This window comes from Kitasatospora sp. NPDC127116 (assembly GCF_042677365.1).
Taxonomy (GTDB): domain Bacteria; phylum Actinomycetota; class Actinomycetes; order Streptomycetales; family Streptomycetaceae; genus Kitasatospora; species Kitasatospora lactacystinica.
Map to the genome: position 1 here is coordinate 1 of NZ_JBHXTL010000119.1, position 24,708 is coordinate 24,708.

30 protein-coding genes are annotated in these 24,708 nt (G+C 74.7%); 12 read left to right on the forward strand and 18 right to left on the reverse strand.

The annotated features are described in order from the left end of the window. Positions 1-35: 35 nt before the first annotated feature. Together ACFVHV_RS34070 and ACFVHV_RS34075 are read right to left on the reverse strand one after the other, a co-directional pair. Positions 36-980 (reverse strand): NADP-dependent oxidoreductase, encoded by a 945-nt coding sequence (locus tag ACFVHV_RS34070; RefSeq protein WP_380356478.1) that lies wholly within the window; start codon positions 978-980, stop codon positions 36-38. Positions 981-1,049: 69 nt separating this feature from the next. After that, complete coding sequence (locus ACFVHV_RS34075; protein WP_359901949.1) at positions 1,050-1,505, reverse strand: MarR family transcriptional regulator; 456 nt, start codon at positions 1,503-1,505, stop codon at positions 1,050-1,052. 188 nt (positions 1,506-1,693) lie between these two features. Between ACFVHV_RS34075 and ACFVHV_RS34080 the strand changes: the two genes are divergently transcribed. Further along, the gene (locus ACFVHV_RS34080; protein ID WP_380356530.1) at positions 1,694-3,160 is read left to right on the forward strand and encodes an MFS transporter; all 1,467 of its coding nucleotides are present in this window, start codon (positions 1,694-1,696) and stop codon (positions 3,158-3,160) included. A 154-nt stretch (positions 3,161-3,314) separates the two neighbouring features. On the opposite strand, the gene ACFVHV_RS34085 is transcribed toward ACFVHV_RS34080, so the two are convergent. Continuing rightward, positions 3,315-4,160 (reverse strand): SDR family oxidoreductase, encoded by an 846-nt coding sequence (locus ACFVHV_RS34085; RefSeq protein WP_380356481.1) that lies wholly within the window; start codon positions 4,158-4,160, stop codon positions 3,315-3,317. A 116-nt stretch (positions 4,161-4,276) separates the two neighbouring features. Here ACFVHV_RS34085 and ACFVHV_RS34090 point away from each other — a divergent pair, with 116 nt between their 5' ends. Beyond that, positions 4,277-4,867: a TetR/AcrR family transcriptional regulator gene (locus ACFVHV_RS34090; protein WP_380356483.1), complete on the forward strand. Its 591-nt coding sequence runs from the start codon at positions 4,277-4,279 to the stop codon at positions 4,865-4,867. 58 nt (positions 4,868-4,925) lie between these two features. Here ACFVHV_RS34090 and ACFVHV_RS34095 read toward each other — a convergent pair whose 3' ends face one another. Further along, the gene (locus tag ACFVHV_RS34095; RefSeq protein WP_380356485.1) at positions 4,926-5,492 is read right to left on the reverse strand and encodes a TetR/AcrR family transcriptional regulator; all 567 of its coding nucleotides are present in this window, start codon (positions 5,490-5,492) and stop codon (positions 4,926-4,928) included. A 101-nt stretch (positions 5,493-5,593) separates the two neighbouring features. On the opposite strand from ACFVHV_RS34095, the gene ACFVHV_RS34100 reads away from it, so the two are divergent. Continuing rightward, positions 5,594-6,322, forward strand: a complete 729-nt coding sequence (locus ACFVHV_RS34100) for an NAD(P)H-dependent oxidoreductase (protein ID WP_380356487.1) — start codon at positions 5,594-5,596, stop codon at positions 6,320-6,322. A 7-nt stretch (positions 6,323-6,329) separates the two neighbouring features. Then, positions 6,330-6,650, forward strand: coding sequence for a multidrug efflux SMR transporter (locus ACFVHV_RS34105; protein WP_359901936.1), 321 nt, complete (start codon positions 6,330-6,332; stop codon positions 6,648-6,650). 100 nt (positions 6,651-6,750) lie between these two features. Here ACFVHV_RS34105 and ACFVHV_RS34110 read toward each other — a convergent pair whose 3' ends face one another. Continuing rightward, positions 6,751-7,458 carry a TetR/AcrR family transcriptional regulator gene (locus tag ACFVHV_RS34110; RefSeq protein ID WP_380356490.1) on the reverse strand — a complete coding sequence of 236 codons (708 nt, stop codon included), beginning with the start codon at positions 7,456-7,458 and terminating at the stop codon, positions 6,751-6,753. Between the two features lie 79 nt (positions 7,459-7,537). Here ACFVHV_RS34110 and ACFVHV_RS34115 point away from each other — a divergent pair, with 79 nt between their 5' ends. Beyond that, a complete protein-coding gene (locus ACFVHV_RS34115) occupies positions 7,538-8,470 on the forward strand; it encodes a zinc-binding dehydrogenase (protein WP_359901932.1) in 933 nt (310 codons plus the stop codon). Positions 8,471-8,691: 221 nt separating this feature from the next. Continuing rightward, entirely contained in the window at positions 8,692-9,414 is a 723-nt protein-coding gene (locus ACFVHV_RS34120) for a hypothetical protein (RefSeq protein WP_359901929.1), read from the forward strand. On the opposite strand, the gene ACFVHV_RS34125 is transcribed toward ACFVHV_RS34120, so the two are convergent. From ACFVHV_RS34125 to ACFVHV_RS34135, 3 genes are read right to left on the reverse strand one after another with little or no spacing between them, the layout of a single operon-like run. Beyond that, positions 9,395-10,012: an SDR family oxidoreductase gene (locus tag ACFVHV_RS34125; protein WP_380356494.1), complete on the reverse strand. Its 618-nt coding sequence runs from the start codon at positions 10,010-10,012 to the stop codon at positions 9,395-9,397. The genes ACFVHV_RS34120 and ACFVHV_RS34125 overlap by 20 nt on opposite strands. A gap of 42 nt (positions 10,013-10,054) precedes the next feature. Continuing rightward, a complete protein-coding gene (locus ACFVHV_RS34130; protein ID WP_359901926.1) occupies positions 10,055-10,636 on the reverse strand; it encodes a hypothetical protein in 582 nt (193 codons plus the stop codon). 59 nt (positions 10,637-10,695) lie between these two features. After that, on the reverse strand, positions 10,696-11,682 hold the full coding sequence (locus ACFVHV_RS34135) for a zinc-binding dehydrogenase (RefSeq protein WP_359901923.1): 987 nt from the start codon (positions 11,680-11,682) through the stop codon (positions 10,696-10,698). A gap of 110 nt (positions 11,683-11,792) precedes the next feature. Here ACFVHV_RS34135 and ACFVHV_RS34140 point away from each other — a divergent pair, with 110 nt between their 5' ends. Next, positions 11,793-12,128 carry an ArsR/SmtB family transcription factor gene (locus ACFVHV_RS34140; RefSeq protein ID WP_380356497.1) on the forward strand — a complete coding sequence of 112 codons (336 nt, stop codon included), beginning with the start codon at positions 11,793-11,795 and terminating at the stop codon, positions 12,126-12,128. A 49-nt stretch (positions 12,129-12,177) separates the two neighbouring features. Here the strand turns inward: ACFVHV_RS34140 and ACFVHV_RS34145 are convergent, their stop codons facing one another. From ACFVHV_RS34145 to ACFVHV_RS34155, 3 genes are all read right to left on the reverse strand, one after another. After that, entirely contained in the window at positions 12,178-13,968 is a 1,791-nt protein-coding gene (locus ACFVHV_RS34145; protein WP_380356500.1) for a hypothetical protein, read from the reverse strand. Positions 13,969-14,095: 127 nt separating this feature from the next. Next, positions 14,096-14,683: a hypothetical protein gene (locus ACFVHV_RS34150; protein ID WP_380356502.1), complete on the reverse strand. Its 588-nt coding sequence runs from the start codon at positions 14,681-14,683 to the stop codon at positions 14,096-14,098. A gap of 119 nt (positions 14,684-14,802) precedes the next feature. Beyond that, positions 14,803-15,570 (reverse strand): CDP-alcohol phosphatidyltransferase family protein, encoded by a 768-nt coding sequence (locus tag ACFVHV_RS34155; protein WP_359901911.1) that lies wholly within the window; start codon positions 15,568-15,570, stop codon positions 14,803-14,805. Between the two features lie 367 nt (positions 15,571-15,937). On the opposite strand from ACFVHV_RS34155, the gene ACFVHV_RS34160 reads away from it, so the two are divergent. Together ACFVHV_RS34160 and ACFVHV_RS34165 are read left to right on the forward strand one after the other, a co-directional pair. Continuing rightward, complete coding sequence (locus ACFVHV_RS34160) at positions 15,938-16,516, forward strand: NUDIX hydrolase (protein ID WP_380356505.1); 579 nt, start codon at positions 15,938-15,940, stop codon at positions 16,514-16,516. A 149-nt stretch (positions 16,517-16,665) separates the two neighbouring features. Further along, the gene (locus tag ACFVHV_RS34165) at positions 16,666-17,355 is read left to right on the forward strand and encodes an HAD family hydrolase (RefSeq protein ID WP_380356508.1); all 690 of its coding nucleotides are present in this window, start codon (positions 16,666-16,668) and stop codon (positions 17,353-17,355) included. Between the two features lie 26 nt (positions 17,356-17,381). Here the strand turns inward: ACFVHV_RS34165 and ACFVHV_RS34170 are convergent, their stop codons facing one another. The 5 genes from ACFVHV_RS34170 to ACFVHV_RS34190 form a co-directional block, all read right to left on the reverse strand. Beyond that, positions 17,382-18,089: a YidC/Oxa1 family membrane protein insertase gene (locus tag ACFVHV_RS34170; protein WP_380356511.1), complete on the reverse strand. Its 708-nt coding sequence runs from the start codon at positions 18,087-18,089 to the stop codon at positions 17,382-17,384. 82 nt (positions 18,090-18,171) lie between these two features. Further along, entirely contained in the window at positions 18,172-18,492 is a 321-nt protein-coding gene (locus ACFVHV_RS34175) for a DUF6412 domain-containing protein (RefSeq protein ID WP_359901899.1), read from the reverse strand. Between the two features lie 68 nt (positions 18,493-18,560). After that, positions 18,561-19,091 (reverse strand): hypothetical protein, encoded by a 531-nt coding sequence (locus ACFVHV_RS34180; protein WP_380356514.1) that lies wholly within the window; start codon positions 19,089-19,091, stop codon positions 18,561-18,563. Continuing rightward, complete coding sequence (locus ACFVHV_RS34185; RefSeq protein ID WP_380356517.1) at positions 19,088-20,488, reverse strand: hypothetical protein; 1,401 nt, start codon at positions 20,486-20,488, stop codon at positions 19,088-19,090. Before ACFVHV_RS34185 ends, ACFVHV_RS34180 begins: the two co-directional genes overlap by 4 nt. 3 nt (positions 20,489-20,491) lie before the next feature. Continuing rightward, on the reverse strand, positions 20,492-20,905 hold the full coding sequence (locus tag ACFVHV_RS34190) for a hypothetical protein (protein WP_380356519.1): 414 nt from the start codon (positions 20,903-20,905) through the stop codon (positions 20,492-20,494). A 137-nt stretch (positions 20,906-21,042) separates the two neighbouring features. On the opposite strand from ACFVHV_RS34190, the gene ACFVHV_RS34195 reads away from it, so the two are divergent. Both ACFVHV_RS34195 and ACFVHV_RS34200 read left to right on the forward strand, forming a co-directional pair. Then, positions 21,043-21,327, forward strand: coding sequence for a type II toxin-antitoxin system Phd/YefM family antitoxin (locus tag ACFVHV_RS34195; RefSeq protein WP_359901889.1), 285 nt, complete (start codon positions 21,043-21,045; stop codon positions 21,325-21,327). Positions 21,328-21,361: 34 nt separating this feature from the next. Further along, positions 21,362-21,742, forward strand: a complete 381-nt coding sequence (locus ACFVHV_RS34200; RefSeq protein ID WP_359901886.1) for a type II toxin-antitoxin system VapC family toxin — start codon at positions 21,362-21,364, stop codon at positions 21,740-21,742. On the opposite strand, the gene ACFVHV_RS34205 is transcribed toward ACFVHV_RS34200, so the two are convergent. Continuing rightward, entirely contained in the window at positions 21,729-22,331 is a 603-nt protein-coding gene (locus ACFVHV_RS34205) for a hypothetical protein (RefSeq protein WP_359901883.1), read from the reverse strand. The genes ACFVHV_RS34200 and ACFVHV_RS34205 overlap by 14 nt on opposite strands. Before the next feature lie 55 nt (positions 22,332-22,386). Continuing rightward, the gene (locus ACFVHV_RS34210; RefSeq protein ID WP_359901880.1) at positions 22,387-23,463 is read right to left on the reverse strand and encodes a Gfo/Idh/MocA family oxidoreductase; all 1,077 of its coding nucleotides are present in this window, start codon (positions 23,461-23,463) and stop codon (positions 22,387-22,389) included. Between the two features lie 309 nt (positions 23,464-23,772). Between ACFVHV_RS34210 and ACFVHV_RS34215 the strand changes: the two genes are divergently transcribed. Further along, positions 23,773-24,552 carry an HAD-IIA family hydrolase gene (locus tag ACFVHV_RS34215; protein WP_359901877.1) on the forward strand — a complete coding sequence of 260 codons (780 nt, stop codon included), beginning with the start codon at positions 23,773-23,775 and terminating at the stop codon, positions 24,550-24,552. Positions 24,553-24,708 lie beyond the last annotated feature (156 nt).

The window sequence follows — 24,708 nt, forward strand, 5'->3', positions numbered from 1 at the left end:
CAAGTCGGCCCGGCCGACTTCCCGCGCAGGCGGCGTCAGGAGAAGTCCAGGACCAGCCGGCCGCGCAGGCCGCCGGCCTCCAGGAGGCGGTGGGCCCGGGCCGCTTCCTCGGCGGGCAGCACGTCGGCGACGTGCAGGGTCAGGACGCCCGCCTCGGCCTGGCGGCGCAGGGCGTCCAGCCGCACGGTGTCCGTGATGGCGTCCGTCACCATCACCGGGCGCACCAGGACGCCGCGTTCGGCGGGGCCGGACCAGCCCTTCAGCTCGGCCAGGGTCCCGCCGTCGGCCACGGCGGGTACGAGCTCGGTGGTCTGGTGGGAACCGTCCACCAGGCCGGGGACGCCGTCGGGCACCAGCGCCCGGATGCGGTCGGCGACGTCGGGGCCGCGTTCCACCACGTGGTCGGCGCCGAACCCCCGTACCCGCTCGACGTCCTGCGGAGCGGCGTCCGCGATGACGGTCAGCCCGTCGGCCTTGGCCAGCTCGACCGCGTACCCGCCGACGGCCCCGGCCGCTCCGGTCACGGCGACGGTCCCGCCGGGTGGCACGGCCAGTGCGTCCAGGGCCAGGCGTGCGGTCATCGCGTTCATCAGCAGCGTGGACGCCGCGGGGTGGTCCACCCCCTCCGGTGCCGGGACCACCGAGGCGGCGGGCACCACGACCTGTTCGGCGTACGCCCCACCGTGCTCGCTGATGAACAGCACGACGGCGACCACCCGTTGGCCGACGGCGAGTCGTCCGTCCGTCCCGGGCCCGAGCTGGTCGATCACCCCGGCCGCGTCCATGCCGGGCACGAACGGGGGCCACCTGCCCGGCATCCGTGCGGCGTGGCCGCCGCGCCGCAGTACCGCGTCGGTCGGGTTCACGGCGGCCGCGTGCACCCGGATGCGGACCTCACCGGGGCCCGCCTGCGGCTCGGGCAGCTCCAGTACGCGCAGGACGTCCGGGCCGCCGAACTCCTCAATTCCCATGGCTCTCATGCCACTTGCAAGTCACCTCGCGGGCCGGGTGTTCCCGCGTGGCGCGTGCCGCGCGTCGACGCCGATGCCTCAGTCCCGGGGCCAGGGCCGCCCGTCGAGCCGTTCGATGCCGGTGTTGAAGCGGCGCAGGAAGCCGGCGAAGGAGGCTATGTCCTCCTCCGGCCAGTCCGTCATCACGAGGTTCAGCGCCCGTACGTGGGCCTCGCGTTCCGCTTCCAGCCGGTTCCGGCCCTCCTCGGTGAGGCGGAACTTGCGGGCGATGCCGCCGTCCGGGTCCGGGATGCGTTCGAGCAGTCCCGCGCTCTTCAGGGCCGCGGTCTGCCGGTTGAGGGTGGAGACGTCCAGGGCGAAGGCGTCGCTCAACTGCCCGATGGACATGGGCCCCTCGGCGTCGACCCGGCTGAGCAGGATGTAGGAACTGCGTTCGAGCTGGCTGCCCTCGGGGCGGGCGTTGACCTGGCTCAGGTCGCGGTGCCGGGCGAACACCAGGAATTCGAGGGCGACCTCGTGCGTGGGGCTGGTCATGTCGAAGTCCCTTCATCACCGCTTCGACCTGCGGTTTCTCCGTGAATCACCTTTCAGTATGCCAGAGGTATGCGCGGCCCACATGATGTGCATGGCGCACATCATGTGTAAGCTGACCATTCTGTGTTCCATGCACATTGTGTGTTTTCTGCACACTCCTGCTCTTCGACTGCCCGAGGAGGCCCGTCATCAACGGCCCCGCCCCCACTCCCCGCACCGGCCCGATCGTGGCGGTGCTCGCCTTCACCGGCACCGTCGCCGCGATCATGCAGACCCTGGTCACCCCACTGATCAGCGAGCTCCCGCAACTCCTGCACACCAGCGCGTCCAACGCCTCCTGGGTCATCACCGCGACCCTGCTCTCCGCCGCCGTCTTCGTCCCGATCAGCGGCCGCCTCGGCGACCTGCTCGGCAAGCGGACGATGCTCATCGCCTCCTGCGTCCCGCTGCTGCTCGGCTCGGTCCTGTGCGCGGTGGCCGACTCCGTGGTGCCGATGATCGCCGGCCGGGCGCTGCAGGGCATGGGCATGGGCCTGGTGCCGATCGGCATCAGCCTGCTGCGCGACGTCCTGCCGCCCGAGCGGCTCGGCTCGGCGATCGCCCTGGTCAGCGCCTCCATGGGCATCGGTGGCGGCCTCGGCCTGCCGATCGCGGCCGGCGTCGCCGACTACGCCAGCTGGCGCGTGCTCTTCTGGGGCACCGCCGTGCTGACCGTCGTCATCATCGGCATGCTCTGGACCGTCATCCCGGCCCCCGTCGCGGACGGCCGCCCCGCCGGCGGCCGCTTCGACTTCGTCGGCGCGATCGGCCTCAGCGTCGGCCTGGTCTGCCTGCTGCTGCCCGTCTCCAAGGGCGGGGACTGGGGCTGGGGCAGCACCCGCACCCTCGGCCTGTTCACCGCCTCCGCCGCGATCCTGATGCTCTGGGCCCGCTGGGAGCTGCGCGTCCCCGAACCGCTGGTGGACCTGCGGGTCACCGCGCGCCCGCGGGTGCTGCTGACCAACGCCGCCTCCGTCCTGGTCGGCTTCGGCATGTACGCCCAGGCGCTGATCGTGCCGCAGCTGCTCATGCTGCCGAAGCTCACCGGCTACGGGCTGGGGCAGTCGATGCTGGCGATGGGCCTGTGGATGGCGCCCGGCGGGCTGATGATGATGGTCGTCTCCCCGTTCGGCGGCAAACTGTCCGCCGCGCGCGGACCGAAGTTCACCCTGGCCGCCGGGGCGCTGACGATCGCCGTCGGCTACGGGCTGGCGCTGCCGCTGATGGGCTCCACCTGGGGCGTGCTGATCGTGACGATCGTCTGCAACAGCGGCGTCGGCCTGGCCTACGGCGCGATGCCCGCGCTGATCATGAGCGCGGTGCCGCTGTCCGCGACGGCCTCGGCGAACAGCTTCAACACCCTGATGCGCTCGCTGGGCACCTCGGTGTCCGCCGCCGTGATGGGCGTGGTGCTGTCGCAGATGACCGTCGACCTGGGCGGGCACGCCCTGCCCTCGGAGGGCGGCTTCCGGGTCGGCCTGGTGATCGGCTGCGGCGTCGCGCTGATCGCGGCCGCCGTCGCCGCGTTCATCCCCGCGCCGCCCGGTCCCCGGCTGCGCGCCGTTCCCGCCCCGGAGGCGGAGGACGCCGAGGCGGCCAGGCCGGCCACGGCCTGAGGCCCGGCCGGGTGGGGCCCGCCTGGTTGGGTCCGCCTGCGTGGGCCTGCTCGCGTGAGGCCCGCCCGGGTGGGCCCGCCTGCGCGGGGCCCGCCTGCGCGGCGGCCCGCTCCGGGCGCGTTGTGCTCGCGGGTCCGGGGCGGCCGCGCGGGTGCTACCGGAAGGCCGGCAGGTTGCGCTCGACCCAGGCCCGGAAGGGCGCGGCCGGGCGGTGCAGCACGGCCGCCACGTCGGGGCTGACCGCCTGCTCGGCGGGGAGCGGGAGGCCGAGGACGTCCAGCGTCCCGGCGATCACTCGCTCCGGCATGAACCGTGCCAGGTGGGCGTGGGCCTGCTCCCGGGACAGCTCCACGAAGGCCACCTCCTCGCCCAGGGCCTCGGCGATGACCTCGGCCTGTCGGCGCGGTCCGATCGCCTCCGGTCCGGTCAGCTCGTAGGTGCGGCCGCCGTGGCCGTCCTCGCGCAGCACGGCGGCGGCGACCGCCGCGATGTCCGCCGGGTCGACCACGGGCAGCGCCACCCCGCCGAACGGCGCGAAGACCGTCCGCTCCGCCCGGACCGTCGCGGCCCAGGCGAAGGCGTTGGAGGCGAAGCCGCCGGGGCGCAGGACGGTGAAGTCCCGTCCGGAGGTGCGCACGGCGGCCTCGAACTCCCGCAGCCGGGCGTGCGAGGGGGCGTCCGGCCGGGTGGCGCCGACCTGCGAGGAGACCAGGACGATCCGCTCCACCCCGGCGTCCGCGACCGTCCTCAGCAGGGCTTCCGGGCTCTCGCCGTGGCTGTTGAGCTCGCCGCCCAGCACGACGAACAGCGCGCGGGACCCTTCGAGGGCCGGGCGCAGGCCGACGGCGTCGCCGAGGCCGCCCCGGGCCCAGCGGACCCCGGCCGCCGGGTGGTCGGGCTGCGGCTCCCGGGACACGGCGACCACCTGTTCGCCCGCCTCGGCCAGCAGCTCCACCAGCGTCCGGCCGATGTTGCCGGTCGCGCCCGTCACTGTGATCATTTCCGCCCCCAGGTGTGAGATGTCAGGAGTGAGATGTGCGGTCGAGCCAGTGAGTTAGTTGGCTGACTGAGAAAGACCGTAGCCGCCTTCCGGGGCGGCTGTCTATAGTCAGTCGGATGACTGACTCAGTGAACCGGCGCACGGCGGCGTCGCAGAAGCGCCGACGGCTCACCGCGGCCGCGGCCAAGGTCCTGCACGAGCAGGGCGTCGAGCGGACCACCCTCGCCGACATCGCGCGCGAGGCCGACGTCCCGGTCGGGAACGTCTACTACTACTTCAAGACCAAGGACGAGCTGGTCCGCGCCGCGCTCTCCGAGCACAGCGCACATCTGGACGAACTCGCCGAGCGGCTGGAGCGGTTGCCCGACCCGCTGGACCGCCTCAAGGCACTGGTCGAGGCCTGGGTCGGACAGCGTGACCTCGCCGCCCGGCACGGCTGCCCGACCGGCACCCTGGCCGTCGAACTCGACAAGCGCACCGACGGGGGCCTCGACGCGGAGGCCGGCGCGGTGATCCGGCGGCTGCTCGACTGGGCCGCGGGCCAGTTCCGCGAGCTGGGCCTGCCCGACCCGGACGGCCTGGCCCTCACCCTGGTCGCCGGCTACCAGGGCATGTCGCTGCTCGCCAACGCGCTGCGCGACCCGGAGGTCATGACGCGCGAAGGGGGCCGCCTGCTGCGCTGGCTCGACTCCCTGCGGGCCGCGTAGGCCCGCTCTCCACAAGTCCACCCTCGGGCGGGCCCGGCGGGCCGGGCAGGCCCGGGCCTCAGTCGCCGAGCATGCGGTGGGCGAGCAGGTGGAGCCCCGCCTCGATGCGTTCGGCGGACACGCCCCGGTCGCGGTGGTGGCGGTACAGCTCCGGGGCGAGCGGTGCCAGCAACTGGTCGGCGAGGACGTCCGGGTCCTCGGCCCGTGCCGCCGCGGCCAGCATCCGGACGTGCGCGCGCCAGAAGCCGTAGGCGCCGGTGGCCAGCCGGGCCGGGCCGGTCTCGGCGCCGAGCAGCAGGTGGGAGTGGCGCTCCAGCAGGCGGACCATCGCCGAGTAGAAGGCGCTCAGCCGCTCGGCCGGGGCGGCCGCCGGCTCAGGGCCCAACGGGCCTTCCCCGCGCAGGAGTTGCTCCTGGATCTCGTGCTCGTGGGCGTCCAGCAGGGCGCGCGCGATCGAGGCGCGGTCCGGGTAGCGGCGGTAGAGCGTGCCGCGGCCGACGCCGGCTGCCCGGGCGATGTCCTCCATGGTCACGGCGGCCGGGTCGCGGGTCGTGAACAACTGCTCGGCCGCCCGGAGCACCTTGAGTCGGTTGCGGGCGGCGTCGGCACGTTCGGTCGGTGGCATGGGCCGATTCTAACAAGTGGACGCCCTGTCCACTTGATGGCTAGCATCGTCACCAGACAAGCGGACGCCGTGTCCGCTTGTGGAATTCCGGGGGTACCGTCATGCCGCAGCTCCTCCACCTCGACGCCAGCGCCCGCCGCAGCTCGTTCTCCCGCCGGATCGGCGCGGCCTTCGCCGAGGCCTGGCGCGCCGAAGCGCCGCAGGGCACCTGCACCTACCGGGACCTCGCGGCCGAGCCCGTGCCGCCGATCGGCGAGGCCTGGACGACGATCTGCGACACCCTGCTCCGCGAGGGCATCGTCGAGCCCGACCGCTACGCCGAGGCGGTCCGCACCGACGCCGAGCGCGCCGCGTGGGCGGTCCTCGAACCGCTGCTCGCCGAGCTGCTCGCCGCCGACGTCGTCCTGATCGGCTCGCCGATGTACAACTTCGGCGTCCCGGCCCAGCTCAAGCTCTGGATCGACCAGGTCACCTTCCCGAAGATGAACCTGCGGCCGCGGCGCTTCGTGGTCGCCTCCGCCCAGGGCGGCTCCTACCGGCCGGGCATGCCGCGCGCGCCCTTCGACCACCAGACGCGCTACCTGGTGGACTTCTTCCACGGGCACTACGCCGTCGAGGACACCCTGGTCATCGGCGCCGAACTGGCGAACGCGACCGTGGACCCGGCACTGGCCGAACGGCTCCCGCAGCACGAGGCGTCGCTGGCCGCCGCCCTGACCGAGGCCGCCGAGGCCGGCCGGCGGCTGGCCCGCGAGGCGGCCGGGGTGGGTGCGGCCGGGGCGGCCGGGGCGGCCGGGGCGGCCGGGGCGCGTGCCGGCGGGCGGGGGTGAGGCGGCCGTGTCCTGGCTCCTCCTGCTCGCCGCCGGCCTGGTCGAGGTCGTCTGGTCGCAGAGCATCAAGCCGACCGACGGCTTCACCCGCCCCGGCCCCACCGCGCTGTGCGTACTGCTCGGCGCGCTGTCCGTCCACCTGCTGTCGCGGGCCATGCGCGACCTCCCGGCCGGCCTCGCCTACGCGATGTTCACCGGCATCGGCACGGTCGGCGCCATCACGCTCGGGGCCGTCCTGCGGCACGAGTCGCTCGGTGCGGGCCGGGCGGCCGCGCTGGCGCTGATCGTGGCCGGGCTCGTGCTGGCCCGGCTCACCGCCGCGGACTGACGGCGGCCCTCGGTGCGGCGGTGCCGGGCTGTGTTCGGGCCCGCCGCGGCTCGACCGGTGCCGCGGCTCGGGCCCGCCGCGGTTCGGCCGGTGCCGAGGCTCAGGCCCGCCGTGGTTCGACCGATGCCGCGAGCGCGCCCGGCAGTTCGGCGCAGGCCGTCCGGAGCCGTCGCGCGAGGTCGGCGCGGGTGTGCCCGGACGGCTGCGCCACCCAGCCGTCCATCGCCTGGTGGAACGCGGCGACCAGCATGTCCGTCGCCAGCCGGGCGCGCAGCGCGGCGCCCGCCTCGGGGCCGTCGAGGGCGAACCGGCGGGTGACCGTCGACACCGCCTCCCGGGTCGCCCGCTCGCAGAAGGCCAGCCCGTGGGCGTCCATCGAGGGCGTCCGGGCGGCCAGTCGGCGGCTCGCCAGGGCGCGTTCGGCCCAGCCGTCGGCCGGCATCCGGTCGATCGCCTCGGTGAGAGTCCCCTCCAGGAGGGCCATCAGCCGGCCGTCGTCCGACGGCCGGCTCTCCAGCACCTCCAGGAACGTCGTCCACAGGTCCTGGGTGGGCGCCATCGCGACGTCCTCCTTGCTGGAGAACGCGCGGAAGAAGGTCCGCTTGGAGACCTCGACGGCCTCGCACAGCCGGTCCAGCGTCACCCCGTCGAAGCCGTGCTCGCCGAACAGCTCCAGGGCGGTGTCGATCAGCGCCTGACGGGTGCGCAGCTTCTTGCGCTCGCGCAGCGGGAGCGCGGCGCCCGGCGCTTCGGGGGCCTGTTCGGCGCCCCGCTCCGGTGCCGTGGCGGTGGCCTTCTCGGGAGTCATCGCGGTCAGTCTAGTCGGGGCTGTAATGCCACCTGTAGGCTTATGCCACTCAGTGGCAGAATCTTGGGGAGGATCCTCCATGCGTGCACTCCTGGTCGACCGCTCGGCCCCCGGCGGCCTGCGCCTCGGTACGGCCCCGGACCCCGAGCCGGCGCCCCACCAGGCACTGGTCCGGGTCACCGCGACCTCGCTCAACTACGGCGAGGTCGCCTTCGGCCTCGACACGGCCCCCGACGGCACCGTCCTCGGCTGGGACGCCGCCGGCATCGTCGAACGCGCCGCCGCCGACGGCTCCGGCCCCGCCGAGGGGACCCCGGTGGTCACCCTGATGCCGGCCGGCGGCTGGGCCGAACTCCGGGCGGTGGACACCGGGTTGATCGGTGCCGCACCCGTCGGTGCCGACCTCGCCGCCCTCGCCACCATCCCGGTCGCCGCCCTCAGCGCCCTGCGCGCGCTGCACCGCATCGGCCCGCTGCTCGGCCGCAGCGTCCTGGTCACCGGCGCCACCGGGGGCGTCGGCCGGTACGCCGTCCAGCTCGCCCGGGCGGCGGGCGCGCACGTGGTCGCGTCCACCGGCTCGCCGGACCGCAACGGCGAGGTGCTGCGCCGCCTCGGCGCCCACGAGGTGGTCGCCTCGCCGAAGGAGACCGCCGGGCCGGTCGACGGCGTGGTCGACGTCGTCGGCGGCCCCCGACTGGTCGAGGCCTACGAGGCCCTGGGCCCCGGCGGCGTCCTGGTCGCCACCGGCCACAGCTCCGGCCGGGGCGAGGACTTCGCGTTCGGCACCCTGTTCGGCGACGCGAACAGGCACGACCGCGCGGTGGTCTCCTTCTACCTGCTCGGCTGCACCGGCCTCGGCCGCGACCTCGGGTGGCTCGCCCACCGGGTGGCGGCGGGCGAGCTGGACCCCGGTATCACCTGGAGCGGCGACTGGGACGACGCGGCCGAGGCGGTCGACGCCCTGCTCGGCCGGCGGCTGCACGGCAAGGCGGTGCTGACCATCGGAGCCTGAGGCCTCCCTCGGGCCCGGTCCGGCTCCCGTCCGGCTCGCGTCCGGGCCCGACCTGTCCGGGGCCGCCGCGCCCGACCCGTCCGGGGCCGCGACGCACCGCCCGTGCGCGGCCCCGCCCACTCGGACGGGTCAGGAGCTGTCGCTGTGGAGCGCGATGTTGCCAAGCATGGGGACGTACGGGCCCCTCGGCCGCCGAACACCGACCAGGAGAGGGATCCTCGGTGCGTGAACTCCACAGTCCCCCCAGCCACGGCCCCGGCCACCGTCCGCTGCCGGGGCGTCCGCCGCTCGGCCGTTCCCAGGGCGGCGACCGGCGACCTGGCCGCAGCTGGACCCCGCAGCGCACGATCGCGCTGATCGCGGCGGCGTCCGGCGCCGTCGTGCTGGTGGCCTGCAGCAGCAGCTCGTCGGGCACGTCGGCCGGCTCGCCGTCCGCCACCCTGCCCAACGCCAGCGCCTTCTCCGGCGAGCCGCCCTCCGCCATTGCCTCCGCCGCGCAGTCGCTGCTGGCCTCGGCGTCGGCCGCGGCGGTCTCGGCGTCGGCGGCCGCCTCCGAAGCCGCCGCCTCCCTCTCCGCGGCGGCGTCCTCCTTCCAGGCGTCCGTGTCGGCGCAGCAGGCCGCGACCCGGGAGAAGGCCGCCTCGGTGCTCAGCGGGGTGACGGACGGCGGCAACGCGCTGAACGACGTCACCATCACCGGCCTTCCCCGGCAGAGCACCGGCGGCCTGCACGCCGTGGTCGTCACGATCCAGAACCCGGGGCCCAATGCGGCCTCCTACGCGGTCCAGGTCGACTTCACCGACTCCAGCGGCAAGGCCGTGGACAGCTCGATCGTCGGCGCCGAGAACGTCCCGGCGAACGGCAAGGCCCAGCCCGTCGCCTTCAGCCGGCAGCCGGCCGACCAGCCGTTGACGCCCGTGGTGGTCAAGGCCGTCCGCTACTGACGTCCACGGTGCGGCCCGACAGCCCGACAGCCCGACAGCCCGACAGCCCGACAGCCCGACGGCCCGGCACGCGGCCGCCGGGCTGCCGGAAGTCCGCCGCGCGATCCCGCACCCGGTCGCGGACGTCGCGCGGCGGACGCCCGAGCACCTCCCGCACGGTGCCGGTCACCCGCTCCCGCTCCCGCTCCCGCGTGAACGACGCCCAGGCGCGCAGCCGGGCGTCCGCGAAGTCGATCGCCCGGACGAAGGTCCGGTCCAGGCCCGAGTGCCGGATCAGCCGCTCGATCTCCTGGTGGAAGACCACGGCCGGCTCGTCGTCGGCGAGGTCCGCCACGTCCGCCGACAGGTGGACGACCCGCCGGGGGCGCCGGGCGATCGGCTCCACCACCCGGGGCCGCACGGGCAGCCCGGGCCACATCAGGTACACCGCCTCCACCCGGCCGGCCGGCGCGGGCCCCAGGCCCTCGGGCTCCACGGGCAGTACGGTCTTCGCGGCATCGCGCACCAACGCCCGTACCGCGTGGCCGCCTTCGACCAGCGCGGCCACAACGCGCCTGCCCGCACTGCCGGTTGCGCCGATCACCAGAATCTCGGTCATGCCCGGCCCCATGCCGACCGGGCGGGGGGCTGTGCCCGGGGACTACCAGCCGTGCTCCACCGGCCCGACGGGTGCCAGCCCGACCTGCCGGGCCAGCCACTCGGCGCGCTCGACGTCGCCCTGGCGGAAGTGGATGAACAGGGTGTGGTCGTCCGCGGGCCGGTCGAAGTCGACGTTGTCGCTGCTGAGGGCGATCTGGACACCGGCGTCCTTGGCGCGGACGTCCAGGCCGAGTTCGGGGGCGGCCGGCCAGGCGAAGCCGCCCCAGGACAGTGAAGCGGGCGAGGAGCCGAGGAGGGCGAGGAACCTGTCCTCGATCGACCCGGCGGGCCGCTCGTCCAGATGGAACGCGAACGGGGCCAGTGCGTCCACCCGGGGATCGCCCGCCGCCAACAGCCGTCGGAGCTCGTCGGTCCCGACGTTCCGCTCCTGGCCGCCCGGGTGCACGTGGTCGGGAAAGGCCTCGAACAGCCGCCGGGCCTCCGCCGCCGTGAGCTCGTCCGCGTACGCGTTCGCCTCCGTCGAGCGCCGGTGCACGGTGATGCCCAGCAGCCGTTGGGCGGCGTCGTGGGCGACCCACCGGTTGGTGGTGCGCAGGACCGGAAGGACGTGCGAGGTACTCATGGCGGTGAGTCAAACAGACCGGGCACGGAGCGTCATGCGGATTCTCCGGGCGGCCGGGCTCAGCCGCCGACGCGCACCACGTACTTGCCGGTCGCCAGCCCGTCCTGCATGGCGTCGTGGGCGGCCGGGACGGCGTCGAGGCCGGGCAGTTCGGTGACCGGCAGTGCGAGGCCCCCGTCGGCGAGCAGGTCGAGGACCCGGCGGATGGCGCGGGCCAGCCGCTCGGGGGCGGTGGCGGCCAGGCCGCGGTGGCTGAAGCCGGTGACGGTCAGGTTGCCCGCCATCAGGCGGCCGAGCGGGGGCAGGTCGGCGACGGTGCCGCCGCCCGCGTTGCCGAACAGCACGATCCGCGCGCCGGGCGCGGCCACGGCGAGGTCGAGGTCGAGTGCCGCGGTGCCCAGCGGGTCGAGCACCAGGTCGACGCCCCGGCCGCCGGTGGCGGCGCGAATCGCCTCGGCCGCTTCGTCGGAACGGGCGAAGGCGTGGTCGTAGCCGGAGGCGATCGCCGCAGCGGCCTTCTCCGGCCGGCCGACCGTGCCGATCAGCCGGCCGCCGCCGAGCAGCGGGACGAGCCGGGCGACGGCGTTGCCGATCCCGCCGCCCGCCGAGTGGACGAGGACGGTGTCCCCGGCGGTGAAACGGCCCGCGTCGGTCAGCAGCAGCACCGAGGTGGCCAGGCCCAGCGGGACGGCGGCGGCCTCGCGCAGCGCCACCGCGTCCGGGAGCGGCACGGTGAGCGCGGCCTCCGCGACCACCACCTCGGCCAGGCCGGCGCCGACCGGCGCGGCGACCACGCGGTCGCCCACCGCCGGTCCGGTGACGCCCGCGCCGAGCGCGCGGACCGTGCCGGAGACCTCCTTGCCGGGCAGGTACGGCCAGTCGGCGGCGTACGCGGCGTCCCCGCGGCGGGTCATCACGTCCACGAAGTTCAGTCCGGCGTAGGCGACGTCGATCGCCACCTGCCCCGGTCCGGGGTGCGGCGCCGCGATCTCCTGGATCCGCGAATTCTCGGCTCCACCGGGTGCGGTCATCACCAGTGCGCGCATGTCGGTCCCCCTCGACTACGATGTTCGACGAACGACGAAATTGGTGCGGGTCAAGTGGTACCACGCCGTTTCCATGGATGTCGAACATCGCAGATCGGAGAGGCCGACCCATGCCCCGCAGCACCCGCCGCCGACCGGCGCTCGCGCACCCCGAGACCGAGGAGATCGACCTCTTCGACGTCCTGCACGCGCTCTCCGACCCCACCCGGATGACCATCGTCCGCATCCTGCGCACCGAGCCCGAGCGGGCCTGCGGCACCTTCCCGGTGGACGTCGCGCCCTCCACCCTGAGCCACCACTTCAAGGTGCTGCGCGAGTCCGGCCTGATCGCCCAGCGCGAGGAGGCCAACCGGCGCTTCTCCGCCCTGCGCACCGTCGACCTGGAGCGGCGCTTCCCCGGCCTGCTCGACACCGTGCTCGCCGCGCACGCCCGTACGGCGCCCTAGCGGCCGGGGCGCGCTCGGCGCCTGCCCGGCCCGGGCGTTCGGCGCCCGCTCAACGCCGGTGCCAGACGGCCCAGTTCTGCCCGGCGTCGAACCGCTCGACGTACCAGTCGGCGGGGTGCCCGGGCCAGTAGGCCTCCGGCGGCCTCCCCGCCTCGGGCAGCGGGAGGACCATGACGTTCGCCTCCGCCGGGACGGGCTGCCAGCGGGGGTCGCGGAACCAGACCCGACCGCGGTAGACCTCGAAGGTCTGGGTGGCGCGCAACGCCCAGTCGACGTCCCAGGCGAACACCACGTTGTCGTCCGCGGTGATCCCGGAGGCGCGGGTGAAGCCGGTCGCCAGGCCCTCGCGCCCCACCGCGTGCGGCCGGGCGACCTGCGCGGTGATGGTCGAGGTCGCGAAGGCGGCGAACAGCGCCAGCGAGACGCCGAGCGCCCCGAGCACCCGGCGCCCCCCGCTGTTGCGGACCAGCACCACCGTGCCGAGCGCGAACACCACGGCGGCGCAGGTGCGGGGCAGGTCGATCCGGCCCCAGTCCGCGGCCAGGAACGAGACGTCGGGCAGGGTCCAGGGGATGAACATCGACGTGTGCAGCCGCTCGCCGGCCTCCAGCGCCACGACCCCGGCGAGCAGCGGGACGAGCCCGGCCGCCACCGCCGCCGTCCGGACCAGTGCCCGGCGCCCGTACCCGGCGAGCACCGCGACGCCCGCCACGAAGGCCGACGGGACGAGGCAGGAGGTGTAGCGGGCGTACACCCAGTCGTCGACCCGGCCGTCCAGCGGCAGCGCGGCGGAGGCGGCCAGGGCCGTGCCGAACAGCAGCGCCACCAGCACGCCGCCGGTGATCCGCAGCGCCCGCGGCGGGCGGCGGTCGAACACCGCGCCCAGGCAGGCGACGACGGCGAGTCCGCCGATGCCCCAGGTGGAGGCGATGAAGTACCAGACCTGGCCGGCGGCCCGGGCGAGGGTCTGCAGGGCGATCGCCGGATCGGTCAGGCCCTTCCAGAGGGAGCCGCCGACGTCGCTGTCCGGGACGGTGAACTGCGCGTGCAGCCAGGCCGACAGCAACTCGGCGCCGAGCACGCCGAGGCCGAGTGCCGCGAGCCCGGCCGCCGTGGCGCGCCACGGCGCCCGGCGCAGCAGCAGCACGCCGAGGAGGACGGCGGCGGTCAGTGCGACCACCACGCCGCCGCGGTCGTGCACCGCCATCGCGCAACCGGCCGACGCCCCCGCCCCGACGGCGTGCCAGGTGCGGCGCCGCAGCGGGCCGTCTGCCAGCCAGCCGTGCAGGCAGAGCAGCCAGGCGAGCACCAGGACGGGCAGCACGGCGTCGGTCATCACGAACTGCGAGTAGAAGACCACCGGCGGCAGCAGCGCGGTCGCGGCGCCGAAGGCGTACGAGCGGCGGCGGTTCAGGCCGAGGCGGCGCAGTGCGACGTAGGCGAGCGGGAGGACCAGCGCGTTGACGGCGGCGTTGACGCCCATGACCAGGTGGTAGGCGGTCGCCGGGTCGTCGGCCAGGCGCAGGGCGGGGGATATCAGCAGGGGGTAGCCGCCGGGGACGACCACGCCGACCGGGATCTCGGTCGCCGAGCCGCCGGCCAGCACCCGGGCCAGGGCGAGATAGGAGTCCTCGTCGGGGTGGACCGACGGGAAGCTCATGGACCGGACGAGGACGAGCCGGAACAGCAGCTCGGCGAGGTAGCCGGCGAGCAGCACGGCGGCGGGCCGGGTGGCGGCCGTCCGGACGGCGGCGGCTCGGGCGGTGGCGAGCAGGGCCGGGGCGGGCCGGTCCTGGGCGGGCCGGGGAGGGTGCGGCCGGGTCGTCGTGCGGGGTGGCATGGGTGTGCCCCCTTCTGTCGGACTGTCGGACGACTGTATATGTCGATGGACTGCATATGTAGTCCGACTGGTTCCGAAGAAGCGGGTGGTGCCCGTGGTGCCCGTAGTGCCCGTGGTGCCCGTGATGTCAGGGGTGGCGGCGGTGGCGGCGGTGGTACGACACGGTGACGGCCGCCAGCAGCGGTGCCCAGGCGACGGTCGGCAGATAGAGGAAGCCGACCAGGAAATGGCCGCGCGGAGTCATGTCCGTCCCCGGGACGGCCCACCACGCGGCGAACGGCGTCCACAGCACGGCCAGGCCGGCGGCGCCGGCCGAGGCCGCGACGACCACCGCGCGCGGGTCGACCGGGCGGCCGCCGAGGAACGGGACCCAGCGCGGCGGCACCGTGCCCCACGGGCGGACCAGCCCGATCGTGAGCAGGGCGAGCGCCTCGGTGATCACGCTCAGGAAGACCGGCCACACCGCGCCCCACCCGGCGAAGCCCATCGCCCGGTAGCCCGCCCCGGTGTACCCGCCGTGCCAGCCCGCCACCAGCCCGAGCCGCCACAGCCCGGCCGGCAGCGCGGTGACGGCGGCGAGGCGGGCGGCGCGCACGGCCCAGCGGGGCGGGGCGGGAACGGCGGCGATGGCGGCAGTGGCGGGGGCGGTGGTAGCGGCGATGGCCGCAGCGGTGGCGGCGGGGGCGGTGGCCGCGGCGGGCGGGGGCGTCGTCATGCCCTCACCCTCCCGCCCGGCGCAGGCCCGCCGCGTCCGCCCGGCGACGGGCTCGGCGCCGGTCCCTCCCCCGGGCGGGGGAGGAGCGCGTCAACCCGCCGTGGATGCGCCCCGGCCGCTCAGCGCAGCCGCGAGGAGGACAGGATCGACGCCAGGTGCGCGACCACCATGCCCCAGGTGATCACCGTGATGCCCGCGAGCGTCCACCGGGTGGCGTCAAGGTTGCCGAGCCCGGCGTCCACCACGGCCGCCGCCAGCAGCACCAGCGAGGCCTCGATGCCGTTCGTCACCCGGTGGATCTTGAACAGCGAGGCGACCTTGCGGGCCGTCGCGATGCCCTGGGAGCGCGGCTGCGTCGACTCCTCGGTGGCCGGAAGCTGCCCGCTCCGGGCCCGGGCCACGTCCACCAGGTCCGTCGAGGCCTTGAGCAGCACCACGCCCAGCGCGGCCGCCAGCCCCGCCGACACCCACAGCTCCGAGCCGCCGCGCGCCGCCCGTACGCCCGCGCCGATCATCAGCGCGGCGTCCGCCAGGTAGGCGCCGAGCCGGTCCACGTACACCCCGGCCATGCTGAACTGGCGCTTCCAGCGCGCCACTTCGCCGTCCACGCAGTCGAACAGCAGGAACAGCTGGAACAGCACGACGGCCAGCGCCGCACCGGTCACACCCGGGATCAGCAGGGCCGCGCCGCCGCCGACCCCGCACACCACCATCACCCAGGTGAGGGTGTTCGGCGACACCGAGGTGCGCACCAGCTGCCGGGTGGTCCGCAGCGAGACGGCCCGCATGTACAGCCGGCCCGCCCAGTGCTCGCCGTTGCGGCTCTGAAGCTTGGCCTGCGGCTGGCACACCTCGCGCAGCTCGGCGAGCGCCGGAGCAGCCACCATGACGACATCCCTCCACCTGTCCCGAAACGATCACCACAGGCTACGGCCTCCGGGGAAACGCCCGGACCAGCCGGTATGCCGCCGGCGGTACGGGAGGTGTCCTCCGGGGGAACGTCTGCCGCGGACGTCCGCGGGCCGGGTGCGGCCCGGGCGGGCGGCGGGCCGGACGCGGGCGGCGGTGGGCGCGTGCGGGCCGCGAGGAAAACCGGTGGGCCGCCCGAGTGCCCCCGGGCTAGGCTGCGCGGGTTCGCCGGAACCCGAAGCCCCGGGGCCGAACGCCCGCCCCGACCTCCCGCTCCCGCACGCCGGTTGACGCGGTCCGCGCGGCCCGCACGGTCTCCCGGAACGGAACGAGGAGCGCAGACCCATGGTGACCACGGGCAGCCCGTCACAGAGCCCCGACCTGGCCCGACTGCTGGACGACCACCGCCCGCAGGGCCCGGCGGAGACCGCCGACCACGAGCGGGCCCGCCGCCTCCTCGGCGTCGCCGACGCCTGGAACAGAAGCACCTTCCCGCTGCACTTCACCGCCTCCGCCCTGATCGTCCACCCGCCGACCCGCCGCGTCCTGCTGCGCTGGCACGTCCGCCAGCAGGCCTGGCTGCACGTCGGCGGGCACGGCGACCCGGGGGAGACCCGGCCGCTGGACATCGCCCTGCGCGAAGGCCTGGAGGAGACCGGCCTGACCGACCTCACCCCCTGGCCCGGCCCCGCCCTCGTCCACCTCGCCGTGGTGCCCGTCCCCGCCTCGCCCGCCGAACCCGCGCACGAGCACGCCGACCTGCGCTTCCTGCTGGCCACCGACACCCCGGAGCAGGCCCGGCCGGAGAACCCGGCGTCCCCACTGGAGTGGCTCACCGTCGAGGAGGCCGGGCGGCGGACCACCGAGGAGAACCTCCGCGAGACCCTCCACCGCGCGGCCCGCCTGCTGCCGCCCGCCGCCTGACCGGCCTCCACCGCCGCCCTTTCCCGCCGCCGTTCCCTGCAGCCGTTCCGTGCCGCCGTTCCGTGCCGCCGTTCCGTGCCGCCGTTCCGTGCCGCCGTTCCGTGCCGCCGTTCCCTGCCGCCCGACCGACTTCCCCTGGAGACCATCGGATGATGCACACCGACCAGACCCTGATCTTCGACGCCGACGACACGCTCTGGGAGAACAACGTCCTCTTCGAGCGGGTCATCGACGGCTTCCTGGACTGGGTCACCACCACCCCGGCCGAGCAGGAGCACACCAGGGCCCTGCTGAACCGGATCGAGGCCGCCAACTCCGCCACCCTCGGCTACGGCGCCACCGTCTTCCGGCAGAGCCTCTCCGACTGCCTGGAGCAGCTCAACAGCCGCACCCCCACGAGCGCCGAGCAGGCCCGGATCGACGACCTGCTCACCCCGCTGACCAGCCGCGACGTCGAACTGATCCCCGGCGTCGCCGACACCCTGGCCGCCCTCGCCGACCGCCACCACCTGCTGCTGCTCACCAAGGGCGACCAGGGCGAACAGCAGCGCAAGGTGACCGAGTCCACCATCGACCACCACTTCCGCGGCATCCACATCGTCGCCGAGAAGTCGGTCGACACCTACCGGCAGCTCACCGCCGACCTCGGCCTCGACCCCGGCCGGACCTGGATGATCGGCAACTCGCCCAAGTCCGACATCGCCCCCGCCCGCCGGGCCGGCCTGCGCACCGTCTTCATCCCGCACGAGCACACCTGGGTGCTGGAGCACGCGGAACTCGGTCCGGACGAGGCGACGCTGCAGCTCGGGACCTTCCCCGAGCTGCTGCGCCACTTCTGACGACCGGGCCGTCGGGTCATCGCCCGTCAGGCCAGCAGCGCGGCCGCCGGCACCGGCGTGCCGTCCCGGTACAGCCAGGCCCGCTCGGCGGCCGACCAGACACCGGCCGTCAGCAGGTACAGCACGGCGGCCGCCGGCACCAGCGCCGCGAACAGCACCGACCCGAACGACAGGTACGGCAGCAGTCCCGCCCCCGGCTGCGGGGCGGGCTGCGCCGTCGCCTTCGCGGCCGCGGCCGTGCGTCGGGCCCGGCGGAAGTTGACGAACCCGACCGCCGCCAGCCCGGCGAACAGCACCCCGAACACCGCCCACTGCCCGGCGCCGTGCGCACCCGTGACATGCAGGCCCAGCGGCACACCGAACAGGGTGTGGTCCAGCAGATCGTTCGGCGTGGTGAACAAGCGGTACATCACCGAGAAGAACGGCACCTGCACCAGCAGCGGCAGACACCCCGCGAACGGCGACACCTGCTCCTTGCGGTACATCTCGGCCAGCGCCTCCCGCAGCCGCTCCGGCCGGTCCTTGTGCTTCCTCTGCAGCGCGGCGACCTTCGGCGCCAGCCGCGCCCGGGCCTTCTCCCCGCGCGCCGCCGCCCGCGCCAGCGGGTGCAGCGCCAGCCGGACGGCGACGGTGAACAGGACGATGGCGAGCGCGGTCGGCACCAGGTGGGCGACAGTGGCGACGACGGCGTGCGCCAGGGCGACGGCCGGGTCGAGAACGGCGAGTACGGACATGGTGGAGCGAGCCCTCCGGGGTCTCAGGAATGAGTGAACGGCGGAGGACGGCTGCGAAGAACTGCCTACGGAAGGAGGGGGTTCACGCGGCCGCCAGGGCCGCCCCCGGCGCCCTCGGGCGTCGCCTGCCCCGGGCATCCGGATCACGCTGCGGAAGGAACGCCGTACCGAACGCCCGACGCCGCAGCACCCCGCTGCGCACCGCCGCCGGCGCCCGCGCCCCCAGCAGCCGCGCCCCGGCCAGCGCCCCGGCGACCGCCCCGGCCACCAGCGCCACGGCCGCGACGGCGGCCACCGACGCCAGCATTCCGCTGTCGGCCACCAACTCCCCGGTCAGCACCCGGAGCAGGCCCAGCAGCATCGCGACGACGGCCACGGCGCGCTCCCCCTCCCGGTGTCCCATCGGCTTCCTGACGTACCAGCAGGACGATCCTACGGCGCACCGGGTTCCCGCTGCATCGGGGAAATCCCCTACGGCGCATCCATCCCGTACACCCACACCCGCGCGCCCCCGTCCGCCTCCGACGCCAGCCACAGCTTCGCCGCGAGCCGCTTGGTGTGCCCCGGCAGCGGCTCGGCCAGGAAGGAACCCTCCCGCAAGGGGCCCGCCGCCCCCGGATCCGGTGCACCCGCGTGCCGGAACCCTTCCAGCGCACCGCTGTCGACCGGGCTCTCGACGCTCGGCTTCACCGCCGTCCCGATATCGGCCAGGAACCGCTCCTCCTCGCCCGGCGGCAGCCGGAACGAGAGGTACGCGGTGTCGTCCTGGAACCCCTTCTGGTAGGCCCAACGCACCTCGCCCGCCGACGCGGGCGGCCGCACGCGCGAGAACTCCCCGACGAACTCCGACGTGACCGTCGTCCACGACCCGGGCCGCCCGCTGTCCGGCGCCGGATGCCGGTCCCACTCCCGCAGCCAGTGGAGCCCTCCCACGGCGGCCCCCGCCAGCACCAGCGGCACCACGATCGCCAGCAGCACCACCCACCGTTGCTTCCGCGTCATGGCGTCCTTCCCCCAGGTGCGGTGGGTTCGTCGAGTGGGACGGTGATCGGCTTGGTCCTGCCGACGATGTCGAACTCCTGGGCCAGTCCCGTCTGGTGCAAGGTCGCCATGTCGTGGTCCGTGATGGTGGTTCCGGCGATCGGCGTGCTCTTGCCCTCGTCCCAGTTGTAGCGGTCCCAGACATTGACCTGGTACTGCAGTGACACCTGGGGCTTGCCGTCCGGCCCTGGGACGGCCGTCACCACTCCGGACGTGAGGTACTGGTGGCCTCCGATTGCGCGGTACCAATTGAGATCATCGAACCTCCGGGTGCCGACCGGACTCTCGACGGGGATCGCGACCGGCGCTCCCCCCGACTTCTCGAACGCCTCCACTGCGGCCTGACGCCATTTGTCCCTGTTGGCGGCCAGCTGAGCATCCGCGCTCGCCCGGAAGCCGGCGTCGTCGCGAAGCATGGGCTCGACGGCCAGAATCAGGGGCTTTCCGTTGCCGTCCAGGTAGTGCGCCATGTTGCGGGCGGCATCGGGGTAGCCGGCGAGCGCACCGCCGCCGACCATGCTCGCGACCTCCACCCGCATCACCTGGTCGGCGATGCCCGGTTCCCGGACTCCCCACGGTCCGGCCCCCTTGTCCGGCGACGACCACTCGTACTCCGTCGGCCCCAGGATCCCTGCCTTGATCAGGCTGTCCGCATCGGCCGAGAGCAGCCCGGCCCGTAGCGCGGGGTCGAGCGCGGCCCACCACGCCTTCCGAGCCTTGGGATCGGTGGGCATGCCCATGGCCGTCTCCAGATCGCTCAGGGCGTTGGCGGCCCCGTCCGGATGCGTCGCCGGGTCGACCTCCTCCGGGTTGAGCGCGCGCAGGGCCGCGGCCACGGCGTTGTCGGCCTCGGTGGCCGCCGTCAGTGCCGCGGTCATGTCCTGGACGTGGTGCTGCAGTTCGTCCCACTGCCGCTTCCGGTAGGCGATCGCCTCGGGGTCGTTGCGCTCCTCGGGCGGCAGGTCGGGCAGGGTGACCGTGCCGTCGTCGGCCACGGTCGCTCCGAGGGCCTCGGCGTCGCCGATCGCCCGCAGCAGCTTCTGCTGGGCCTCGGTGAAGGCCTTCCGGGCACGGTGCAGCGCGGCGGCGACGGCCAGCGCCTCGTAGTGGAAAGCGTGCAGTTCGTCGGCCAGGAAGCCGATCTCCCGTACGGCCTCATCGGCGGCCGCGCCGGTCCAGGGCCGGCTTCCGGCGGGCGGAGGCGCGTACGGGCCGCCGCCTCCCGAGAGGGGATGGAGCACACCGGACCGCAGCCGGCCGGCGAGGTGCTCCAGGTGGCCGGAGACGCCGTTCCAGGTGCCGCCCGCATGGTCGAGGGAGGTGAAGGAAGCGTGGCGGAGCAGGGCGAAGGTCACCATGGTTCACGGCCCCTTGAAGCCGGCCGCGGCGGAGCCGTCGGCCGCCCGGTAGCCGCGTGCGGTGGCGTCGAGGCGGTCCGCGGTCAGGCCGAGCCGGTTGTCGAGGCTGGTCCAGCGGGCCTTCCACCAGGTGAGCGCCTGCGACAGCGCGGGTCCGGTGGCGAATCCGCCGGCCAGAGCCTGGACCGCCGCGGCGGTGTCGGGTTCGACGCGGCCGACCGAGAACTGCAGCTCACCCCGGATCCGCCGCGATTCACCGGCGGCCTGCTGGAGTGCGGCCGGCTGGACCAGGACGGACGGGCCCGCGGCGCCCGTCCAGGGCCCGGCCGTGCGGGGCGGGCTGAACGGATCCTGTGGTGGTGGCGCGTCCTGGCCGTAGAGCCAGGGATTCAGGTCCTTCTCGCTGGTTCCGGACACGACAGAAGCCCCCCTCTGTTCGAATGATCGGTGGTCGAACCTAGTCGATCGGGCGCGGGCGGGGGTGGGTTTCGGGGGAACGGGCGGGGGCCGTTCGGGGTGTAGCCAGGGGGGCTACGCGGGGCTACTTTGGAAGGGTGAAGACGATTACCCAGCGGGAGTTCCGGAACAACTCCGCCGCGGTGATGGACGCGGTGGAGGCGGGCGAGACCTTCCACATCACCAGGAACGGGGTCGAGGTCGCCGAGCTGCGGCCGGTGTCCGGGCGTCGGCGGCTCACGGCGGAGGAGCTGGTGGCGCGGCACGTGAAGCTGCCGCGGGTGGACCACCAGCAGATGCGCAAGGAGGCCGAGGAGTACTTCGGGCCCGAGGAACTGGTCGGGGACGAGGGAGACGACCCGTTCGAGCGGCGGCGTGGCTGAGCGCCGCAGGGCGTCCCGGAGGCGGCCGGCCGGGGTGCTGGACACCTGCGTCTACATCGACCTGGCGCTGCTCAACGCATCCGACCTGCCGACGGTGCCGGAGCTGACCGCGATCACCTTCGCCGAGCTGCAGCAGGGCGTGTCGATGGCCCGGGACCCGGCCAGCCGGGCGGCCCGGCTGGAAGTGCTGGGCGCGGCGATGGCGGACTTCGACCCGCTGCCCTTCGACGCGGCGGCCGCCGCCCGCTACGGGACGCTGGTCACCCTCACCATCGCCGCCGGGCGGCAGCCGCGCCCGCGCCGGATAGACCTGATGATCGCCGCGGTCGCCTCGGCCCACGGGCTGCCGCTGTACACCCGCAACGTCGCGGACTTCCGGGGGCTGGGCTCGGCGGTGGAGGTCATCGGGGTGTGAGGGCGGCGGCCCCCTCCTGCTCGACCCGGTCGGCCAGGGCGGCCGCGTGCCGCAGTGCCACCGCCCGGTCCCGGGTGCGCAGCAGGACGGTGTTGCCCCCGCGCTTGTCCCGGTCGCTCCCCGCCTTGGCGGCGACGGCCCAGAGCGGGCGGCCGAGCAGTTGCAGGACGAGCCAGCGGAGCCCGGAGTCCAGGCCCACGAGCACGGCGTACGGAATGAGGACGATCAGTCCTTCGCCGCTGCCCGGATCGACGTTCCGGAACGGGTTGTAGTCGTTCAGCCGCTTCCGGGTCGCCCTGAACCGCCCGAGCCACACCACCGCGATCCGTACGGTCACGGCGTCCGGCCCGGTGACGTCGATGTAGCCGAGGGCGTCGGCTCCGGTCCGGCGGCCCTCCGCCCAGGCCGCCCGGTTCGCGGCGATGGAGGTGACCAGCTCGCGTTCGCGCGCCTCGGCCTGCTGCGCCTTCTGCCGCGCCTCGAACTCCGCGGTCCACGCGCTCTCGCGCTTCTTCTGTTCGGCGGACCACGCGCGTTCGCGATCGCGGCGCTCGTCGGCGTCGATCTGCCGCCCCCGTTGACTGCTCATCCGCTCATCGTAGGAGGCGAGTCCGTGGGGGCGGCAGGTTCCGGCGAGGCGTTCCTCAGCCCGGGCGGACCGCCGTCCCGGTCGCGGCGGAGGTGCGGGCGGCCTCCAGAACGGCCAGGGCGGCCACCGCGTCGCGCGGGTCGACGGGGGGCGGGGTGCCCGGGTCGGTCAGGGCGGCGGCGATGCCCGTGTAGAAGGCGGGGTAGTCGCCCGGGTCGGTGGGCAGCGAGATCGCGGACTCGTCGGTGCCGAGGGTGCCGTAGTGCGCGGGCCGGTCGGCGCCCCAGGGGTGGGTGCCGTCGGGGCGCAGGCCGGCCCGCAGGTCGGCCTCCTGCGGGTCCATGCCTGTCTTGACGTAGCCGGCGGTGTCGCCGAGGACCCTCAGCCGGGGCCCGATCAGCGGGGTGACGGCGCTGGTCCACAGGTGCGAACGGGTGCCGCAGGTGTGGGTGAGGGCGAGGAAGGCGTCGTCGTCCACCACCGCGCCGTCGCGCCGCACGTCGATCTCCGCGTACACCGTCTCGACCGGTCCGAACAGGGTGAGCGCCTGGTCGACCAGGTGGCTGCCCAGGTCGTACAGCGTGCCGCCGACCTCGGCCGGGTCGGCCAGCTCCCGCCAGCCCGGCTTGGGCTTGGGGCGGAAGCGCTCGAAACGGGACTCGAAGCGGTGCACCCGGCCGAGCGCGCCGCCGCGCACCAGCCGGGTCGCGGTGAGGAAGTCGCCGTCCCAGCGCCGGTTGTGGAAGACGGAGAGCAGGACGCCCCGCTCCTCGGCGAGCCGGCACAGCTCCCGCGCCTCGGCGGCGGTGCCGGCCAGCGGCTTGTCCACCACGGTGGCCAGGCCGGCCCGCAGCGCGGCGCGGGCGAGCGGCGCGTGGGTGCGGTTGGGCGAGGCGATGACGACCAGGTCGAGCGCGTCCGGGTCGGCGAGCAGCTGCTCGGGCGTGTCCACGGCGCGGGCGCCGGGGTGCTCGCTCGCCAGCTGGGCGCGCCGGTCCGGGTTGGCGGTGACCACGGCGTCCAGCCGCAGCCCCGGGGTGGTGGCGATCAGCGGCGCGTGGAACGCGGAGCCGGCCAGGCCGTAGCCGATCAGGCCGACGCGGAACGGGCCGGGTGTCGTCTTCGGGTTCATGCGCCTACTCAATCACGAGGTGCCCGATTGCTCCCGGTTCGGTGAACGGCGCCGGGGAGTGCGGAGGGCGCCCGGGAGGGAGGGCCGTCGGGAGGGGAGTCGGGGTGGGGCCTCGGGGTGGGGCGTCGGGGGGCGTCGGGGTGGGCGTCGGGCCGGTGGAAGCGGCAGGTGACGCGGGTGCGGGAGGCCGGGTCGGCGCCGGTCCGGTGGGCGGGACGTCCTGTTCCCGCACACCCGGGCGGATTAGGCTGTGCCGGGTCAGGGCCCTCGTACGACGCAAGACGCTGCAACACTTCGGGAGACACGCACGTGGCAGACCGCAAGCCCATCGAGTCCTGGCTGACCGACATGGACGGGGTCCTCATCCACGAGGGCACGCCGATTCCCGGGGCGGAGGAGTTCCTGCGCAAGCTGCGGGAGTCCGGCAAGCCGTTCCTGGTCCTCACCAACAACTCCATCTACACTCCGCGCGACCTCAGCGCCCGGCTGGCCGGGATGGGGCTGGAGGTGCCGGAGGAGTGCATCTGGACCTCCGCCCTGGCCACGGCCAAGTTCCTCAAGAGCCAGCGGCCGAACGGCACGGCGTACGTGATCGGCGAGGCGGGGCTCACCACCGCCCTGTACCAGGCCGGTTACGTGCTGACCGACAACAACCCCGACTACGTGGTGCTCGGCGAGACCCGCACCTACTCCTTCGAGGCGCTCACCAAGGCGATCCGCCTGATCAACCAGGGCGCCCGGTTCATCTGCACCAACCCGGACGAGACCGGCCCCTCCCCGGAGGGCGTGCTGCCGGCCACCGGATCGGTCGCGGCGCTGATCACCAAGGCGACCGGCGTCGAGCCGTACTTCGTCGGCAAGCCCAACCCGCTGATGATGCGCGAGGCGCTGAACACCGCCGGGGCCCACTCCGAGACGGCGGTGATGATCGGCGACCGGATGGACACCGACATCGTCGCGGGCATGGAGGCCGGCATGGAGACGATCCTGGTGCTCACCGGGCTGACCGCCGCGGCCGACGTGGAGCGGTTCCCGTACCGGCCGACCCGCGTGGTCCAGTCGATCGCGGACCTGGTCGAGCTGGTCTGACCTCCGCGGTGCTGTCGTGGGCCCCGTTCCGGCCGGTCGCCGGGGCGGGGCCGCTGCGTATCCGGGGGAGGCGTCGCGGCGTACCCGGGGCGGGGCCGCTGCGTACCCGGGGAGGGGGCGGGCGGGTTCCGGCCGGAGCCCGGAACCCGCTCCGCG